Source organism: Bacteroidota bacterium (genome assembly GCA_030706745.1).
Lineage (GTDB): Bacteria > Bacteroidota > Ignavibacteria > Palsa-1295 > Palsa-1295 > PALSA-1295.
This window is the reverse complement of sequence record JAUZNX010000013.1, coordinates 1-18,762: the sequence shown is the minus strand read 5'-3', so window position 1 is coordinate 18,762 and position 18,762 is coordinate 1. Positions and strand designations below refer to the sequence as shown.

General features: G+C 52.8%; 12 protein-coding genes. 7 read left to right on the top strand and 5 right to left on the bottom strand.

What is annotated here, in order from left to right; translation table 11 throughout:
- Nucleotides 1-16 precede the first annotated feature (16 nt).
- From recQ to Q8902_12865, 7 genes are all read left to right on the top strand, one after another.
- Nucleotides 17-3,457, top strand: coding sequence for a DNA helicase RecQ (gene recQ, locus Q8902_12895; GenBank protein ID MDP4200454.1), 3,441 nt, complete (start codon nt 17-19; stop codon nt 3,455-3,457).
- A complete protein-coding gene (locus Q8902_12890) occupies nt 3,420-4,382 on the top strand; it encodes a sugar ABC transporter permease (protein MDP4200453.1) in 963 nt (320 codons plus the stop codon). The genes recQ and Q8902_12890 overlap by 38 nt, the downstream gene beginning before the upstream one ends.
- Nucleotides 4,379-5,206, top strand: coding sequence for a carbohydrate ABC transporter permease (locus Q8902_12885; protein ID MDP4200452.1), 828 nt, complete (start codon nt 4,379-4,381; stop codon nt 5,204-5,206). Before Q8902_12890 ends, Q8902_12885 begins: the two co-directional genes overlap by 4 nt.
- A complete protein-coding gene (gene menC / locus Q8902_12880) occupies nt 5,206-6,357 on the top strand; it encodes an o-succinylbenzoate synthase (GenBank protein ID MDP4200451.1) in 1,152 nt (383 codons plus the stop codon). Before Q8902_12885 ends, menC begins: the two co-directional genes overlap by 1 nt.
- A gap of 48 nt (nt 6,358-6,405) precedes the next feature.
- Nucleotides 6,406-7,389 (top strand): dihydrodipicolinate synthase family protein, encoded by a 984-nt coding sequence (locus tag Q8902_12875; GenBank protein MDP4200450.1) that lies wholly within the window; start codon nt 6,406-6,408, stop codon nt 7,387-7,389.
- Complete coding sequence (locus tag Q8902_12870; protein MDP4200449.1) at nt 7,389-8,627, top strand: hypothetical protein; 1,239 nt, start codon at nt 7,389-7,391, stop codon at nt 8,625-8,627. Before Q8902_12875 ends, Q8902_12870 begins: the two co-directional genes overlap by 1 nt.
- 170 nt (nt 8,628-8,797) lie before the next feature.
- Nucleotides 8,798-10,117 carry an aminotransferase class I/II-fold pyridoxal phosphate-dependent enzyme gene (locus Q8902_12865; GenBank protein ID MDP4200448.1) on the top strand — a complete coding sequence of 440 codons (1,320 nt, stop codon included), beginning with the start codon at nt 8,798-8,800 and terminating at the stop codon, nt 10,115-10,117.
- Between the two features lie 45 nt (nt 10,118-10,162).
- Here the strand turns inward: Q8902_12865 and Q8902_12860 are convergent, their stop codons facing one another.
- The 5 genes from Q8902_12860 to Q8902_12840 form a co-directional block, all read right to left on the bottom strand.
- Nucleotides 10,163-11,809 (bottom strand): glucose-6-phosphate isomerase, encoded by a 1,647-nt coding sequence (locus Q8902_12860; protein ID MDP4200447.1) that lies wholly within the window; start codon nt 11,807-11,809, stop codon nt 10,163-10,165.
- A 2-nt stretch (nt 11,810-11,811) separates the two neighbouring features.
- A complete protein-coding gene (tal, locus tag Q8902_12855) occupies nt 11,812-12,942 on the bottom strand; it encodes a transaldolase (protein MDP4200446.1) in 1,131 nt (376 codons plus the stop codon).
- A 122-nt stretch (nt 12,943-13,064) separates the two neighbouring features.
- Nucleotides 13,065-17,177 (bottom strand): choice-of-anchor D domain-containing protein, encoded by a 4,113-nt coding sequence (locus Q8902_12850; protein MDP4200445.1) that lies wholly within the window; start codon nt 17,175-17,177, stop codon nt 13,065-13,067.
- 278 nt (nt 17,178-17,455) lie between these two features.
- Nucleotides 17,456-18,298 carry an outer membrane beta-barrel protein gene (locus Q8902_12845; protein ID MDP4200444.1) on the bottom strand — a complete coding sequence of 281 codons (843 nt, stop codon included), beginning with the start codon at nt 18,296-18,298 and terminating at the stop codon, nt 17,456-17,458.
- Between the two features lie 132 nt (nt 18,299-18,430).
- Nucleotides 18,431-18,762, bottom strand: a 332-nt coding sequence (locus Q8902_12840; protein MDP4200443.1) for a T9SS type A sorting domain-containing protein, incomplete at its 5' end; no start/stop codon positions are given.

Below are 18,762 nucleotides of genomic sequence, written 5' to 3'. Positions count from 1 at the left end.
CAGCACTTTCCACAACATGGTTGCATCCCTTAAACAGTATTTTGGGTTTTCGGAATTTCGCCCGCTTCAGCGCGAGATCGTTGAAGCTGTACTCGCGAAGAGCGATGTCTTCGCGCTGATGCCGACGGGCGCCGGCAAATCACTTTGCTTCCAACTTCCCGCAGCGATGCTGCCCGGCATCACGATCGTCATCAGTCCGCTCATCGCGCTGATGAAGGATCAGGTCGATGCTCTGAATGCGACCGGCATCCCCGCCACGTTCTTGAATAGCTCGCTTGAGGGCCGCGAAATCTCGGACCGGGTTCGTCGATTGCGTGCGGGAGAATACAAGTTACTCTATATTGCGCCAGAGCGATTTCCGGTCCCGGGCTTCCTGGACTTCCTCTCCGAGCTGAATGTCTCGCTATCGGTCGTTGACGAAGCACACTGCATCAGCGAGTGGGGGCACGACTTTCGAGCGGACTACCGCAATCTTCATGTGTTGCGCGAGCGGTTTCCTTCGGCCCCAATCATGGCCGTCACCGCCACGGCGACAAGCCGTGTCGTTACCGACATTCTCGATCAATTGCATTTGCGCGCTGATACGAAGAAGTTCAACGCAAGCTTCGATCGCAAGAACTTGATCTATCAAGTCTGGCCGAAGCGCGGCGCCATGGCCCAACTCGAAGGCTATCTCGCGCACAGAAAGGGTGAATCCGGGATCATCTATTGTTTGAGCCGCGAGGGCACTGAGCGAATGGCGGCTTCGCTCAAAGCGAGAGGACACAAGGCCATGGCCTATCACGCCGGTCTCGATAAGGCCGTCCGTACAAAGGTACAAGAGCTATTTGTTCGTGATAAAGTCGATATTATCTGCGCAACAATCGCGTTTGGCATGGGCATCGATAAGCCGAACGTGCGATTTGTTCTCCATTATGATATTGCCAAAAATATCCCGGCGTACTATCAAGAGACCGGCCGCGCTGGCCGCGATGGGCTTGCGAGCGATTGCATCATGTTCTACGCGCAGGGTGACCGGCAGAAGTATATGCAGTTCTTTGATGACAAATCACCCGAGGAGCGAACGCGCTCGATCGAAGAACTCGACAAACTCGTCGATTTTGCCGAGGTCAATACATGCCGCCGCAAGGCAATGCTCGCATATTTCGGCGAAGCATATCCGGATGCGAATTGTGGCTCGTGTGATAATTGTCTCTCGACCCAGAATGTTGAGACTTTCGATGGCACTCGGCTCGCGCAGATGTTCCTTTCCTGTGTCGTCCGCGTAGGGCAGAATTTTGGCGCGTCGCATATCATCGATGTGCTCAAAGGATCTCGCGGTCAAAAGATTCAGGACTTCCGGCACCATGAACTCTCTACCTATGGCGTCGGCCATGAGCATACCAAGACCGAATGGCGGCATTTCACAAATGAGCTTCGTCGGCAAGGACTCATTATTCAGGATCACGACCATTTCAGCGTAGTGAAGGTGACACCGAAAGGATGGGAAGTCCTTCGAAACAACCGCACAGTAACTCTGAACAGACCCAAAGAACTGGCGCATGAAACGCGCGAAGCCGTAGACCTGCCGGCACTCAACCGCGCACTCTTCGAAGACTTGCGCAGACTCCGGCATAGCCTGGCGGAGCAACAGAACATTCCGCCCTATGTCATCTTCAATGACTATACGCTTAAAGAGATCGCTGCTCGCGTGCCAAATGATGGTGGTGAATTCCGGACGATATCCGGCATCGGCGAAACAAAGTCGCGCCAATACGGCATCCCGTTCCTGGCGTGTATTCGGAAATTTCGCGAGAGCAATCCAAGTCTTACACGACTCGGCGTGGTATCCCATGCACCGCGTGAGCCCAAAGGTGGTGATAGTGCGTATGAAACGCTCCGGTTCTTCAAACAAGGCCTGAATCTGAGAGGTATTTCTGACATGCGTTCGCTCGCTGTCAGTACGATTGCCGGACATCTTGCATCCCTATTGCAGAACGGAGACATCACATCGCTCACGGGACTTGTGGAGGACCGGAAGATTGCTCCCATCCGCGAGGCGTTCAAACAACTTGGTGTCGCAACACTAACGGTAGTAAAAGAGCATCTCGGCGAGGGCTACTCTTTCGAGGAAATCCGTTTCGTGCGAGCGTTCGATGAGGGTCAGCAGCAACGCAGACCGGTTGGCAAGGCAAACATCGCTGCACTCGCGCTCCTTTGCATCTCCTTGCTGCTTGGCGCGATTGGTTGCGGGCGCACTGAGCAATCCACATCGGGTAAGACTCACATCAAGCTCGTCCACTTCAATCTCGATCAGCAGGAATTGTGGAAACAAGATGTTGCCGTTCCGTTTATGAAGGCGCATCCCGCTATTGATGTCGAGATCGAAGCGATTCCGTATGGACTGTACACGACCAAGATCGAATCAGCAGCGGCAAGTGGTATGGCGCTCGGCGATGTTGTGCTCATTGACGATTGGTATGGGCAGGAGCTCTTCAAACGCAACTACACAATTCCGCTCGATACATTCTTTCACCGCGATCTGCATGACTCTGACTTCTTCACGCAGTTTTTTACTGTCTGGCACAACGGCGGCATTCCATCGGCGCCGCTGATGGCAATGCCGGCTTCGGGCGGTGTCACAGCGCTCTTTTATAATAAGGACCTCTTCGATAAGGCCCGCGTGAAATATCCGGATTCCACATGGACGTACGCAACCATGCTGGACGCCGCACGCAGACTGACCAACAATTCCGCGGATCCCGGCTCGAAGACCTGGGGCCTCTTGCTCGATGATGGTCTCTTTACAGGCATAGACACGTACATTTATTCCAATGGCGGCAAGATTCTCTCCGACGATCGGACGCACGGTGCAATGTCCGAGCCAGCGACGATTGCCGCGGTCCAATCCTACGTCGATTTGATTCAGAAGGAGCACGTTGCCCCGCCGCCGGATCCATCACAGGCCTTAGGCCAGCGATTCTTACAAGGCCACGCGGCAATGATGCTGATGATCGACTTTGCCAAGACCGAGTTTGCTCACGCGACGTTCAAATGGGATGTGGCGGCTCCACCGAAAGGCACTGTCGGCTTGCTTGACCGCCAGAACGGACAAGCGTTCGGCATCGCAAGACAGTGCGAGCATCCTGATTCCGCCTGGGAGCTGATCAAGTGGATTGTGACTTTGCCCACCACGAAGGGCGTCAATGAGCTACATCGCTCGGCCATGCCGCTCTATAAACCCCTCGCATACTCGTCAGAATATTTGGAAGGCGACCCAAAGTGCAATCGTCGCGCTCTGCTGGCAATTAATACGAGTGGTCATGTATTCACGCTGATCACACCTGGGTGGCAGGAGTGGCGCGACCATGGGTTCGATCCTCACATGCAAGACATGATGGCCGGCCGCGAATCGGTTATTGAAGGTTGCAAGGCCATCGATGAGAAGATCAATGAAGTCCTTGCGCGCAACAAATAATGGGATGATCGGCCCTTCCAGTCAAAAGCCGCTACGATCCAGCCTTACAGATCGGCGGAAGCGAAGTGGCAGTTCCATCGCCTATTGGTATCTTGCTCCAATTTTGATCGGCCTCATGGTCTTCACCATTGGGCCTGTCATCGCTTCCCTCGGTCTCTCGCTGACGCATTATGAGATCGGCCTTGCGCCGAAACTCATTGGCTTGGCAAACTATCAGAGTCTACTCTCGTCGCAACTCTTCTGGCAGGTCGCGGAGCAAACATTCTATTATGCCTTGCTGTACGTCCCTGTCAGTATCGGAGTTTCTCTCGCGCTGGCCTCGCTCATCGAGAAGAAGACGCGAGGCATCGCACTATTCCGAACGATCTATTTCCTGCCTGTGGTAACCTCGACAGTCGCCGCGGCAATTATTTGGTCATGGCTCTACAATGGTGACGTGGGTTTGCTGAACTATCTTCTCTCACTGCTCGGCATTTCCGGCCCACAATGGCTTCGCGATCCACATTGGGCCATGCCGGCCATTGCGCTTATGAGCGTCTGGAAAAATGCGGGTTACAACATGATGATCCTGCTCGCAGGACTTGCGCAAGTGCCTTCCGACTATCACGAGGCCGCCCGTTTAGATGGCGCCGGCGCGTTCCGCCGCTTCCGAACGATCACGCTCCCACTACTTTCGCCAGTACTCTTCTTTGTACTCATCGTTACAACAATCGGCGCGTTTCAGGTCTTCGAACAAACGTATGTGATGACGAATGGTGGGCCGGGCACGTCAACCCTGACACTTAGTTATTATATCTGGCAGACGGCGTTCGAATTCTTTGATCTTGGTCGCGCCGCCGCGCTTGGCTATCTCTTCTTTCTGATTGTACTGGTCTTCACCTTCCTCCAATTCCGAGCAAGAAAGAGGTGGGTGTTCCGGCCATGAAGCTGCTTCGATACATCTTGCTCGGCCTTACCGGCGTGCTTATTCTCGCGCCATTCCTCTGGATGATCGCGACTTCGCTTGAGACTCCAGAGACCCTCACGGTCTTTCCGCCCCGACTGCTCCCCGCCCCGCCACGTTTTTCGAATTACTCCGACGTCTTTCAACGATTACCAATCGGACAGTTCTTCTACAACTCAGTCAAGATATCGGTCCTTGGCACGATTGGCGAACTCTTCGCCGCTTCACTCGCCGCATTCGCGTTTGCGCGAATGGAATTCCGAGGCAAAAATTGGTTGTTTGCAATCGTCATCTCGACAATGATGATTCCATTTCAGGTTACGATGGTCCCGGTCTACATTATCATGCGGTATTTGGGCTGGCTCGATTCGCACGCTTCACTCATTATTCCGCATTTCTTCGGCGGCGCGTTTGCAACGGGCGCATTCGGCGTCTTTTTGCTGCGTCAATTCTTCGAATCGATACCAAAAGAATTAGAGGATGCTTCGCGGATCGATGGCGCCAGCCGATTTCGATTCTTTCTGACCATTCTGCTTCCGCTTTCGAAGCCCGCGCTTGCTGTCCTCGGGCTATTCGTTTTTATGGGAATATGGAATGACTTGCTGAGTCCGGTCCTCTTCCTTTCATCTGAAGACAAAATGCCTCTGACATTCGGCCTGGCAGTGCTCCAAACCGTCCAGCATAATTTCCGCTTCGATCTACTGATGGCTGGCACGCTCATCGCTGTGGTGCCGATCATTTTACTTTACATTTTCACGCAGCGGTTTGTCTCGGAGGCATTTCTGCGGTCAGGAGTAAAAGGATAATGGAAGAGACGGGATATCGAGTCGAGCGCGCACTTTTGCGCCATGTTCGCGTGCCGATGCGCGAGCCGTTTCGAATTTCGAACGGAATCGTCTCTGAAAAAGAAAGCATCGTTCTCGAGCTTCATTCTGGTGGCTTCATTGGCTATGGTGAAGCATCGCCAATGAGTGGATCGTTTTATTCGAGCGAAACGCCAGAGACAACGTGGAATGCCCTCGCAAATGACCTCATTCCCGATCTTTTCACTCGCACGATCCGAAACCCGGTCGAGTACGCGGAATTACTGAGCGCGTATACGCAAGAACCATTCGCACGCGCGGGTATCGAGGGGGCGGTGTGGCATCTGCAGGCTGCAAAGCTCGGCACAACGATTCGCGAGTTGCTCGGCGCACCTCGCGCTGAAATCCTGTCGGGGCTTGCCGTTGGTATCTGCGATACAATCGATGAGCTTCTCGATCGAATTGCTCTCTATCTGAAGGATGGCTATCAACGGGTCAAGATCAAGATCATGCCGGGATGGGACATTGTGCCACTCACCGCAATACGCAGCCGATTTGGGGATATTCCTTTGATGGTCGACGCGAATGCCGCGTATGATCTCGAAACGCACCGTAACATTCTTCTCTCGCTCGACCGCTTTGGGCTGATGATGCTCGAACAACCGCTCGCTGCCAATGCGCTAAACGATATGGCTGAACTGGCGCTCGCAATGAAGACTCCGATTTGCGTGGATGAATCGGCGGACTCGATGATTGCTCTCGAAGAGATCATTCGCTTAGCGGCGGCTTCTATTGTCAACATCAAAGTTCAGCGAGTCGGAGGACTGTGGAACGCCACCCGTATACTCGCCCGTGCTCGCGAAGCTGGCCTCGGCTGTTGGCTTGGAACAATGCCTGAGCTTGGCATCGCGAGCGCGCAGGCACTTGCGATTGCTTCTTTGCCCGGATTTGTTTATCCTACGGACATCGAAGCGAGCGAACGATGGTTCACCGATGACATTCTCGATCCTCCGATTTCAATTTCAGATCGAGGGGCAATTGTTTTTCCGGATCGCGGACTTCTGGAGAACGAACCTCAGGAACATGGACCCATTGAATATGAAGTTGATACTTTGAAGCTCGAGCGATATACTATCCGGAAGCAAGAATTCTAAATCGAGGTGACGTGGCCAGGCCACGCAATTACCGATGAGCTTATGAACATGACAGATATTCGAGGTAGCCTGCGCCATAAGCTAATCCCGGCGCTGCCCGTACCTTTCACCGAAGAGCGAATCATCCATCATGACTCGCATGCCCGCATGGCCGATTACATGTCGGAGATGCCGGTGGCCGGCGTTGCGGTCTGGGCGCATACAGGACGCGGCCTCTACCTGACGGAGCAGGAGCGCGAGAACGTGCTCACGCACTGGCGAGAATCGCTGCCTAAGGGCATTATCATTGCCGGAGCCGGTTGCTCGGCAGAGTCAAATGGCAATCATGTCTTTGGTGATGACGCTTATATGTTTCGGGCTCGGAATATGGCGTTGCACGCTAAAGAATTGGGTGCCGATGCCATCTTGTGTTATCCGCCCGTTCGCTTCCGAGAAATGCCAATGCCTCAGCAGGAAGAAGCGATCGTCGCGTATCATCGCGAAATTGCTCAGGCAGGCTTGCCGATTATTCTATTCTATTTGTATGAAGCCGCAGGTGGTATCTCATATTCTCCCCGGGTCTTGCGCGAGCTTTTCAAATTGCCCGATGTGATCGGAATCAAGATGGCAACGCTCGATTCGGTCATGACATTTCAGGCTGTGGCCGGTCAACTGAAATCAGAATATCCGAATCAACTGCTGATTACCGGCGAGGACCGCTTTCTCGGTTATTCTCTCATGATGGGCGCGGATGCAGCGCTTGTCGGCATGGGCGGCGCACTCGCGATGCTACAATCCGACATGATGAAAGCCTATTACATGGAGGATACTCAGAATTTTCTCTATCGTTCGGGATGGGTCGACCGCTTTGCGATGGCAACGTTTTCGTCGCCCATTGAAGGCTATATCAGCCGGATGCTCTATACGCTTTCGTGGCTCGATCTCGTTAGCCGAGAGGCCACACACGACCCATGGGGACCTGAACTCAGCGACCCAGAAATCGATCTTGTCGGAGATTTCATGGCCTCACTTCCGATAGAGCTGAAGCGGTGATGGACTGGCGATCCCGAATCGCGGAGGATTACCTTCGCTTTGCGAGCGGACTTCCTTGTCCGCTCGAAGATTATATCCTTGATACCTACCACCTCTCACTCGCCAGTGAATATGCTAGACTCCCGATAAAGAACCCATTTGGCAAAGCCTCTGGGCAGCTTTCGCTCAATGCAAACCAAGTTGCGCGGGATGCAGAAGCTGGACTTGGATTTGTCGTACTAAAGACACTGATTGCGCAAGATGAACTCGGTGGGCAATCCATGAAGGCCTGGGCAATTCCGGCGACAAAAATGACGGTCGAGGAAATCATTGGAACGCGCAGTGGGGTGCGTGGCGAACGCGGTTGGACCGTGACCTGGAAAGGCCGAGGTTGGAGTGATACGTTCGAAGCCTATCTCACCTTCTTTGGCGAATCACTTGAGATTGGATCACCGAGTACAATGCTCGTCGTTCCGTCGGTCAAATATCATCTTCCGAAACCGGGCGAGTCCGAATGGCGGGTCAAAGAGTACGAATATACGACTTCACGGCTATTTGATGTATGGCGCAACCATCATGGCGGCAAATTGCCTATGCCGATCGAGAAGGACTTTTCACCAACGCTCGCCGGCGATCAAAGTTTTTCAAGTCAACGGGAGACGATTCTCCGGTGGCTTCATGCGGTGCCACGAATCGTACACGAGACTTCTCATGGAACTGAGATTCGGCTCGGCATGAAGCTCTTCAATGCCTCGCAGAACAGAGGCGATGAAATCGATGATTTTCAAGTCGAAATGCTGGCGACTTGTGAAGCGGCACATGGTTTATCTCGCGCGGACTTCCTGATTTACGGCAACCGGCTCTTCGATCCGAACAAGAGCTACGAAAGTACTACTGGCGTCGCTTACGGCGGTCCCGATCTCAGCGATCGTAATCTGAGTGTGCTCTCGAAGAGTCATCTCACCGCGCCACTTTCCGCGACAGGTAACATTATTACTGGCAAGATTGCATTCGAATATCTGCGGCGGGGCGCAACGACCTTTCAGATGCATACACTCTTTCAACTGCCAGATTCTGAGTTTGACATGCGGGGAACATCGCCGCAAATGCGCACACGAACAGCGCGCGCAATGCATCGCCTTCTCTTCCACCCGCAAGATGGGTTTCTTACTGCACTCTCAGAGGCGAAGGAAAAGTGGAATTGGCCAGACGAATTGAGCATCCCTGGCATCGCCAAGATCCTCTCACGTCCGTCTTGATTTAAGCGCAAGAAGAGGATTTCCAATTCATGAGACATCCGAACCTAGCGTTAACGCAAATTCAAAGATCAGAATATCGATTTCCATCGTTCATTGTTTTTTTCTACATATCTTTGTAGGGAGCGGCGCATGACTGCTCATTTTCTATAATGCGCGCCTAAGGACAAATTATGGGATACGAACTTGCCGAGATGGATCCTGTTACCATGACAAAGCCACAATTTGCTCAACGACCATCCGCCATCTCCACGATGGCTCGCGGACTGATCGGCTCGGAAATACTGAAGATTGCGGCTGACATTCGCACGATGGTCGCCGAGGGTCACGCCATCTGCAATCTCACCGTCGGGGATTTCAATCCGGCATATTTTCCAATTCCTACGGAGCTCCGCGCCTCGATCCAAGGTATGCTCGATGCGGGCGAAACGAACTATCCTCCTTCGGATGGGATGATGCAGCTTCGCCGCGCGGTGAAGTCATTTTACGAGCGCCGGCTAGGTCTCGATTACCCGATTGAATCCTTCATTATCACCAGCGGCGCACGGCCAGCGATCTATGCAACGTATAATGCATTGATCGAGGAAGGCGACAAAGTTGTCTATCCAATTCCCTCCTGGAACAACAATCACTATACCCACTTGAGCCGCGCAACATACCAGACAGCAATCTGTCGCGCGGAGGATGCGTTTCTGCCTACCCGCGACATACTCGAGGGAACACTCACTGACGCGAAGATGCTTTCGCTTTGTTCGCCACTGAATCCAACCGGGACAGCATTCACACGCGAAGCGTTGGAGGGAATCTGCGATCTGGTGATCGAAGAAAACGCGTCGCGCGAGTCCCATGAGCGCCCGCTATTCATTATGTACGATCAGGTCTATTGGATGTTGACCTTCGGTGATACCGTACACTATAATCCCGTTTCACTCCGGCCAGAACTTGCATCAAATACGATTTTCGTGGATGGCATTAGCAAGGCCTTCGCAGCAACTGGCGTTCGGGTTGGGTGGTGTGTCGCCCCTCCAGACATCGCGGGGGCCATGTCGAATATTCTGGGACATATTGGTGCATGGGCTCCTCGCGCCGAGCAACTTGCAACAGCAGCATTATTACTGGATGAGGATGCGATCCAGACATATCACTCACTGATGATTCGCGAGATCGAGGTCCGACTCGATGCGCTCTATGATGGTTTAACGGCAATGCAGCGTAGCGGACTTCCGGTCGATGCGATCACTCCTATGGGCGCAATCTATCTTACTGCCCGTTTCGACTTGATCGGCCGCCGCACACCAAGTGGCAAGACGTTAGCCACCAATGAAGATATCCGAAAATACTTGCTCGAATCGGCACGACTGGCTGTTGTGCCCTTCCAGGCGTTCGGCTCTCAGGAGAATACCGGCTGGTTCCGACTCTCCGTCGGAGCCGTATCAATGGACGAGATAGAGACGATGTTACCGAGATTGCGTGACTCGCTCGAAGCACTTTGAGCGTGAGTCAACTTTTGGTGTAACCTCGAAGCTTTTACGACATGCTTAAAGACTTTGGATGGATTTGATCGTATCCGTGCCTAAATCCATGCAGATTACTGGACGGTTATGCTTACGAAGCGTTTCAGCATCGCCGATTGCTTGCGCGCGAATAAGCGTCCCGAAACTATAGGGTTTACCAGGAATCGGAAGGTCAACGTGGGGTGTGTCGACAAATTGGATGAACGTACCTGTGGGCGGCCCGCCTTTGTGTAACTGTCCGGTCGAGTGAAGAAAACGCGGACCAAATCCGACGGTCACTGGAATGTGATACCGCACTGATAACTGCTCGCGCAAAGCTTGCAGCGCGGCGTTCGATGCCGGATCGCGATGCACGTATGCCATAATCGCGATATACCCGTCTTCTTTAACCTCTTTGTCCAAAAATGCCTGAAGCATCTGTTTATCAGGCTGTTGGAGATTAGGAAATACGAGCGGAGACTTCCCATCCCAGTTCGAAAGCACTTCGTTCGTCTTGGCTTTAGCTTCCGCGACATTTGGCTCGTCAAATGGATTGATACCCAGGATGGACCCGGCAACGGCCGTCGCGAACTCCCACCGGAAGAATTCGGCGCCGAGACCAGCTTGCTCCATACGATGCAGCTCCAGATGATTCGGATCGCTCCGCTCATCTGCGCTCACCCCTTCTTGACCGAATGTCAGATGGACATAAAGCCGATGTGGTTCGCCTTCCTCGCGCGCGCGCGCAGTCTCACCTTCGACCGGTAAGATTCCTTTACCCATTTTGCCCGTACTTTCGGCGATGAGTTGCTCGGCCCATGCACCAAACGACGAGAATTCGGGATCCGTAACGATTGTAAGCTTGTCCCGCCCATGCAGCGCACCATCGCCCATGAATACCCCGAGCAAAAGAGCGGGGATCACTTCATCTTCTGCTCGACTCAGACTTGCTGCTGACGCAGCAAGCGATAGGACTTCTGAAATGTCGACTCCAATAAGTGCGGCCGGTACCATGCCAAAATAGGAAAGGGCCGAATAGCGACCGCCAATGTCTGGCGGATTTTGGAAAGTATGCCGGAAACGGCGTTCACTTGCCAGTTTTGCAAGCGGTGTTCCTGGGTCCGTTATCGCTGCAAAGTGCCTTGAGCGATCGTCAGTGATGCCTGAGAGTCTTTCCCAAAAATAGTCATAATAGCATTGCGGCTCAAGCGTTGTACCGGACTTGCTTGCAACAATGAAAAGTGTCTTCGCCAAATCACACGCCAACTCAGTCGCAAGGATCTGGTCGGGATGAGTGCTATCGAGCACCAATAGTTGCGGATAACCCGCCTTTGTGCCAAATGTATCTCGAAGAACCTCGACGCACAAGCTACTACCACCCATGCCAAGGACGACTACATGCGTGAACCCTTCCTGGCGGACACCTTCCGCAAACTCCAAAATCTCATCCAGATGCTGGATCGACCAATCCGGCACGCGGAGCCAGCCAAGCCTGCCACGAATCGCCTCGGCCTGTGAGGCATCACTCCCTGATGCGTTCTCGCGACGATGGAAATCACTACTGGCCCATACTGTAGTATCTTCTTCCCAAATGCGATGAGCCAAATTTGAGGCAATAGCCTTATCCAGAGCCGCCTGAAGGGAAGGTGATACGATCGTAGCCGATTCGCCTATAAACTTGGAGATCTTCACGGTTATGCTGCCTGTTCTATTTCGTGACGTTTTGCGTCAAGCTTCTGCGCAAGCACTCCGAACGACTCGGAAAATTTCTTCACCCCTTCGACCTGCAATTCACTGGCGACCCGCTCCATGTCAATGCCCAGCAATCCAAGACGCTCGACCGTCTTGTGCGCTTCAGCAACATTGGTCGCCAATGTATTCGACACCGCACCGTGATCCCCAAATGCCTGGATGGTCTCGTCGGGCACTGTCGTCACCGTTTCGGGACCAATAAGCGGTTCGATGTACATAATATCGCTATACTTTGGATTCTTGGTACTTACCGAGGCCCATAAGCATCGTTGCGGCTGCGCCCCGGCAATTGTCAGGTCCGCGAATTCAGGCCCTTTGAAGATCGAAAGATATCGCTCATAGGCCAGTTTGGCATTGGCAACTGCGGCCAAACCCAGCAGCTTGCGCATTTCATTGCCCTCGCCATTCATCGCTGCTATCTTCGTTTCGAGTTTCTTATCCACGTTGGTATCGACGCGCGAAAGAAAAAAGCTGGCCACGCTCGCAATTTTTGTCACGTCTTTGCCATTCGCCAGTCGATCGCGAAGCGCAGCAAGATATGCATGAGCGACTTCGGTGTAATTTTCGATGCCGAAGAGAAGCGTGATATTGATGTTGATACCTTCGGCGAGGCATTGCCGAATAGCTGGAATGCACTCTGGTGTCCCGGGAATCTTAATCATGACATTTGGCCGATCAACAGTCTTCCAAAGTCTCCGGGCAGCTTCAACAGATGCATCGGCTTCCGCTGCAATGCGGGGATCGACCTCGATCGAAACGAAGCCATCGAGTCCGTTTGTGCGATCGAAAACAGGGCGCATAATGTCGGCAGCTGCACGAACGTCATCGGTCGTGAGCCGTTCATAGATCGCATCGGTCGAAAGACCCTCGCGGATGCAGGACTGAATATCGTCATCATAGATCTCACTCGACGAGATCGCTTTCTCGAAGATCGTGGGGTTGGAAGTGATGCCGCGAAGACCGACATCCTCGATCATGCGCGCGATCGTACCATTTTGGATGAATTCGCGGCTCAGGTTATCATACCACAGGCTCTGACCGATCTGCTCTACTTGTTTCCAGCGATTTGGCATGTGTTCAAATTAAGGTGACGTGTGAGGAACGGCGTCCCAGCCAGTAAGGCTCCGGTTGATCTACAACAAAAAACAAGCCCCCGCGTTTGGCGGGGGCTTGATCACAATACCTTATTGTAGACTTATTTTCCTACAATCAACGTCGATGAATGAACGAACCGCCCAGATGAGAGCCGCACGATATAGGTTCCGCTGGGTAGCTGCGAGCCGTCGAACGTTGCGATATGATCGCCGGCGGCCATCGAGGGATTGCGCAGAATCGTCGAGACCCTTCTTCCCAATAGATCATAAAGTTCGATGGTTACCGGCATCCCGTCGCCATCGGTCCCATATTCGATGTTCGTGCTGCCCGTTGTTGGATTAGGCGACACACTCTTGATCCAAGGCTCGGGTGGCAATCCAGCTAAGGCCCTGCGGAGTGTCTTATCGCCACAAAGATCATTACCCTGGAAGTTACCTGGGATATTATCAGGTGTGACCCAGCAGACTGTATTTCCCAAACTATCAAGGAATGCGACATCGTGCACCTCGATTGGTGTTGCCGTCGAGTCGCTGATGACATACAGGAAGTTTGCCATCGCCACAGTGTCGAGCGTTGTTATTCTCGACGTGGACATTTGCTTGACTGTCAGAAGATCGTATAGAGTATCGGTTGGATCCTTGGTCAGCTGCGGGAGCGTGGATGAACCCGTGAGTCCTCCCAACGCATTTACCTGCTCAAGCGTCAGCACATCGCGGAGGAAGCGCAATGAATAGGTCACACCAAACACCTTTGCCTTCGAATCGAAGGGTTGTTTCAAGCGAATCGGTACAGAAATCGTCTTACCCGCTGTGGCGGTGTAGAGCGTATCCACATCATTGCGCCTCGCGGTGACTGCATTTGCGAAATGCAGACCAGTCCCGGAGAGCTTCCTCATGATAACAGTATCCCGAGATGTCGGCGATGAAATGTTTAGAGTATACACTACCCATGCACTGTCCGATACGTCTGCGCCCGGTGTGAACTTAATCTTAAAGTTCATGCTGGCCCCGGTATCCAAGGGTACCCCTAATTCTTCCGATCGCGAACCGTTACTGAATGAATACTGATTCGCACCGGTAGTACCAAGCGTATCAATGATCTGCACCTTTTCCAGGATCGCATTCTGCGTGCCTGTGTTTTGAAGCGTGATCACCGCGGAATCGCCTTGACATACAAAGATGTCCCCAAAATCGTGGGCCGTAGCGGGGAAGCTAGGATATGATGACGACACCTTCAGAGCGGCCGTTTTGGAAGGTGTGCATGAAGCAGAGCTTACCGCGAGCAACGTTGCGGTGGTAGTACCTGGCGGTGCATTTCCACTTATCGTGACCTGAACGCTGTCAAGTGGCTTGACTATTTGTCCAGGACTAAAGCCGCTAAGGGTAAAGCCGCCGTCCACCGTCATATTACTCAGGACAAGGTCTGTATCGCCGTCGTTATGAATCCAGAATGTTGTTGAGATCGGGTCATTTTGTCCGACCATTCCAAAATCATACGAAGTCGGCGTGATCCGAAGCGTTGAATGCCGGACCGTAGCAGACAGCAGAATAATACGCTGGAGCGTAGTGTCATTGTCACTGCCGTAGGCAACAAGCGTTGCATTCCGTTGTGCGTAGCCCTTGGACAAATCCGGCTTGAATTGGACGTCGACCCAGTCGGTCTGTCCCGGTTGCAGACCCCATGATGGAGGAGGAACGGCGCCCTTCTGCGCATTGACAATGGTGAATTCCGCCGCATCCGCCCCTTCCACATCAACCTTCGTTACGCTAATGCTGGAACCTGTTGATGCCGGCGCGGAATTTAACAGATTAACCCGGACGACCTCCGGATCGCACTGCACCGTGTAGGATTGCGTTGGCCGATCCCATTCGAGACCTGGCTGTCTGCCAAATCCGAGCAACGAGGAAGTATCTTTGATCGAATGTTGGTATGGCGCAAGCAAATTCGTGCCCCAATCCTGCCGGCCAGAGATGGGGCCCGTTGTATCTGGATGGAAGCAGAAATTAAGCGTCACGGACTTTCCGGCCTGAATAGTGACCGGCAAGCGGCTCACATCTTCGAACGAGAACTCCTTCGAGTTATTCAGGAGCCAGTTCTTGTTGATGACAAGGGGAAGCTTACCCGGATTGGTAATGGTCACCGGTTTGCAGACTGTATCTCCGACGAGCACATTTCCAAAGTTGACGTCATCGGCAATAATTTGTGGAATAACTCCAGCACCCTGCAGCGGGTATTTGAATGGGATACATCCCACCGTCAACATTAAGGTGTCGGAAGAAGCTAAGGTATCAGTCGGACTAAAGCAAATATGGAGAGCAAGCGTATCCTTTGGATGTAGGGTAACGTTACTGGGCTTTGGCGAGAGTGTGAATTTGCCAAGTGTATCAACACCCATGATTTGTGCGCTCGTAAGCACAAGATCACTGTCCTGTTGGTTTATCAGCAAGAGATCCCGGCACGAATCGATTGACCCATTCAGCGTGGCCCAAACGGGACTAAGGTCGAGCGGAGCGCTCGGAGTCTCGAGGAGACGGGGAGCGGTATACGAATACTGATACACCGTATCGTTACCTGCCTTATCTGTGGTCCAAACGGCGGCATAGGCATCCTTGCTTCCATCGATGAGCGTCAGGTCAAAGTATGCTACGCTATCGCCTGGCATGAATGGATGCGCGGGGTCAATCTGAAACGCATAATTATAGGAGGCGTGCGACCATCTCGAATCGTTCGAGTCGGTAATCATCGCGATGTCCGCGATCCTGGTATCCTCAAAGCTGAACGCCGGAATATGGCGAGGTTCCGTAAGTTTTACCTGGAAGTTGCCGCATTGCATGTGGGGATCCTGCAACGGCGGTAAGGTGTCAGGTGAAATTACTCCAAGTGCCATACCAGCAGGGTGCCCATAACTTTCGAACACATCCCATCCATACAAGTAACATCCGAATGGCGCTCCGCAAGTTGCGACGTATGTTGTCGATGTATTCGCGAACTGAATTCTGCGAGCAGCCATCGGTGGATTCGTCCCAGGAATCGGGAGTTGCCCCGCGTAGGTATATGTGCTGATCGGTTTTCCGTTCAGCATGATCTTCAAAATAGAGTCTTCTCGGCAAATGAATGTCCCGAAGTGCAGGAAGCCGGTTGCCCCAGAACGATCGGGGGTCCGAAAAATCATCTTCTTTTGAAACTGGGCTTTCGGCGTCAGAACAATAGAAAACGGATCGGATGAACCGGGATCACCAAGGTATCCCTGACTGTATGCCATCTGCACCGCGAGGAATTTCTTTCCATTCTGCTCCTTGAACACCGTCGGATCGACGATCTGATCGAAGTCATAATAGTCTCCGGCTTTGGAGAGGATGCCTTGTGGGGCGCCATTGATGCTCGTCGCGGTGACAACCTCGCCATCTTCGCCAGCGATTACACGGACCAAATCGCCGCAAACATTTCGAGTCGCGGTCGGCATGTCGTAATATTCGGAGCCCCAAACACTGACAGGCGGGATCATTTCAAAAATTTCGTCCTTGGAGCCATTTTGGTCGGCCAGTTCACCGATTGGGATCGAGCAAAGTTGATGACCCGAAATCAAAGCGATCGGCTTCGTACTGACGATATGTGTTCCGGTAATGTCCTCATCACCATAACCCAGCCCAGTGGACTGCACCAGATAAGTTTGCCCACGTTGTAGTGTCACGTTCCAAACGTCTCCTTTGAAATGAAGAGTCTTCGTGGCGGCAGCGTCTTCGCGGGTATCGGTCTTCACCGGCCCGATCGTAACGACGTTGTTATCATAAGGGGAGATGATTAGAAACTGTCCGGCCAGCGGATTGGATGGACCCAGCGTGTAATGATCGTCATAGTAACATGAGGGGTAATACTCGGTGCCTAAGGCCGGTGTCGGCAGCCCAAGATAACTATCCGTCGATGAGGTGTTAGCACCTGTATACTGATAACCATAGATCACAATTGGCTTTGCAGAATACACATGGATGGCCCGGTACGCAATCACCTCGGCTGGATTAAGAGTCTCCCAACTTGCCTCACTTGTTGGTGCAACTGTCCAGACCGAATTTGCGAGCATCTTCGTATGATAGTGTTCGCTCGGGTTTTGATTGCCACCAAACACATCTATCCAAACTTCATTATCGGTACCGGATCCAATGTACATCGTCACGCCCTGAGGCGGGCAGCAACCCAAAGAGAAGGAATTTGGCATAAATCCGAGCCAAAAGTCTGTTCCGAGCGATGTTTGCCCCTTTTGAGCTGAACTTATACTTGGCCAGACTATCGCAGCGCACAGCAGGATAGCAAAAATTGGTTTGACAGACCAGAATCGTGACATATTTCTCCCCAAAGGTAATTGTTAACAGCAAGCAAAATACTGCGCGCCGGTAGGTAATACGCACCGAATTGGACCGGCTGCGCCGGCCCAATTCTAACGCTCAGGACGGGTGAAGTAACTGGCGAAGTTACACTTCACTCGCTTCCGAAGACTTAACCGCGGATGAAATAGCGGAATGCAATACCGCCAAAGGCAGAGGACGCGCGCCAGTTACGCGAATTCTCGACCTTTGTGATTGGAAAATCGTAGCCAACGATTGGGGTCCCAATCCACTCTTGCGAGAATGGGATGTCATAGGTCGCGGCAGCGCGAAGTGCGATGCGAAGTGCATTCGCAGAAACGCCATTCTGTGACCGTGTGCCATCCGACTGCATTGTAAATCCTTGCACATCAACTGTCTGCGTGACTGTTGATGTCGAGGTCGGGTTGGAACTCACACCGCTCGAAGCGGTCACCGTGACGGTCTTATCGAACTTCGCCGACATCTTAATGCCAACAGCCGGACCGACCTGGATGCCAGGGCCGACCGGAGACGGTCCCGGTGTAAAGTTGTATTTGTATCCTACAAATAGGTCGAGATAGCCCAGGTTCGCATCGAGTGACGTGTTCACTGTGCCATCGGCTGTCACGCCATTTTTCTTCGTCGGCGTCGTCTGTTGCGCGGCGCTGAGCGAAGTGAACTTGGATGACTTGGAATCATAGAGGACTTCAGCCACGATGAAGTTCTGCAATTCCTGCGCATTGCCGAGTGGATACTCGAAGGAGAGTCCACCCCACGGCGCAACGTCCGAACCGTTCTGCGCCTGGAAGCACGACGGCTCCGAGTTCAGAATCGGAAAGGCATCGGAGGAGTATGCAACCAGATTGATACCACCGACTGGACCGATCAGGAATCCGGTCTGAACCGTCGGGACGATAACGCTCTGGGCATCAACACGGCCAGCCAGAACAACAAAGGCGCAAGCCGAAAGAAGTAGGAAGAGACGAGTTCTCATAGCGTCGAATGTCAAAAGTTTAATAAAAGCCAATTCTAAAAACCGGAAAGAATGAAGTCGAGTGCGCTTTGTTTCAATAATTCTTTGAAAAAAGCGGAGGGGATGAACGGTCATCCCCTCCCCCGAATTCATTTATCGTTGGATCACGAACTGTTTCGAGATCACAGTGCGGCCTTCGCTCAGGCGGTAGGTATACTGACCGCTCGGTAGGTGCGATACATCGCAGACAACCTGCCATGAACCTGCACCCTGTGCGACGCCGTCAAGCGGACGCGCGACCTCGTTGCCCAGGATGTCATAAATCCCCAGCGAAAGGATGCCTTCCAGACGGTTCGCATAGCTGATCTTGATCGCGTTTCCTGTGACCGGATCCGGTGTCGCCGGATGGATTAAGTCGATTTCCGTGGCACCGTTCATCACAGCCCGCATGGTCTTATCGCCGCACAGCAGTTGATCGGCAAAAT

Bases quoted from the DNA above. Each gene is read 5' to 3' on its own strand.
- recQ (MDP4200454.1), top strand. From the start codon at position 17: ATGGTTGCATCCCTTAAACAGTATTTTGGGTTTTCGGAATTTCGCCCG.
- Q8902_12890 (MDP4200453.1), top strand. From the start codon at position 3,420: ATGAGAAGATCAATGAAGTCCTTGCGCGCAACAAATAATGGGATGATC.
- Q8902_12885 (MDP4200452.1), top strand. From the start codon at position 4,379: ATGAAGCTGCTTCGATACATCTTGCTCGGCCTTACCGGCGTGCTTATT.
- menC (MDP4200451.1), top strand. From the start codon at position 5,206: ATGGAAGAGACGGGATATCGAGTCGAGCGCGCACTTTTGCGCCATGTT.
- Q8902_12875 (MDP4200450.1), top strand. From the start codon at position 6,406: ATGACAGATATTCGAGGTAGCCTGCGCCATAAGCTAATCCCGGCGCTG.
- Q8902_12870 (MDP4200449.1), top strand. From the start codon at position 7,389: ATGGACTGGCGATCCCGAATCGCGGAGGATTACCTTCGCTTTGCGAGC.
- Q8902_12865 (MDP4200448.1), top strand. From the start codon at position 8,798: ATGGGATACGAACTTGCCGAGATGGATCCTGTTACCATGACAAAGCCA.
- tal (MDP4200446.1), bottom strand. From the start codon at position 12,942: ATGCCAAATCGCTGGAAACAAGTAGAGCAGATCGGTCAGAGCCTGTGG.
- Q8902_12850 (MDP4200445.1), bottom strand. From the start codon at position 17,177: ATGCCAAATTCCTTCTCTTTGGGTTGCTGCCCGCCTCAGGGCGTGACG.
- Q8902_12845 (MDP4200444.1), bottom strand. From the start codon at position 18,298: ATGAGAACTCGTCTCTTCCTACTTCTTTCGGCTTGCGCCTTTGTTGTT.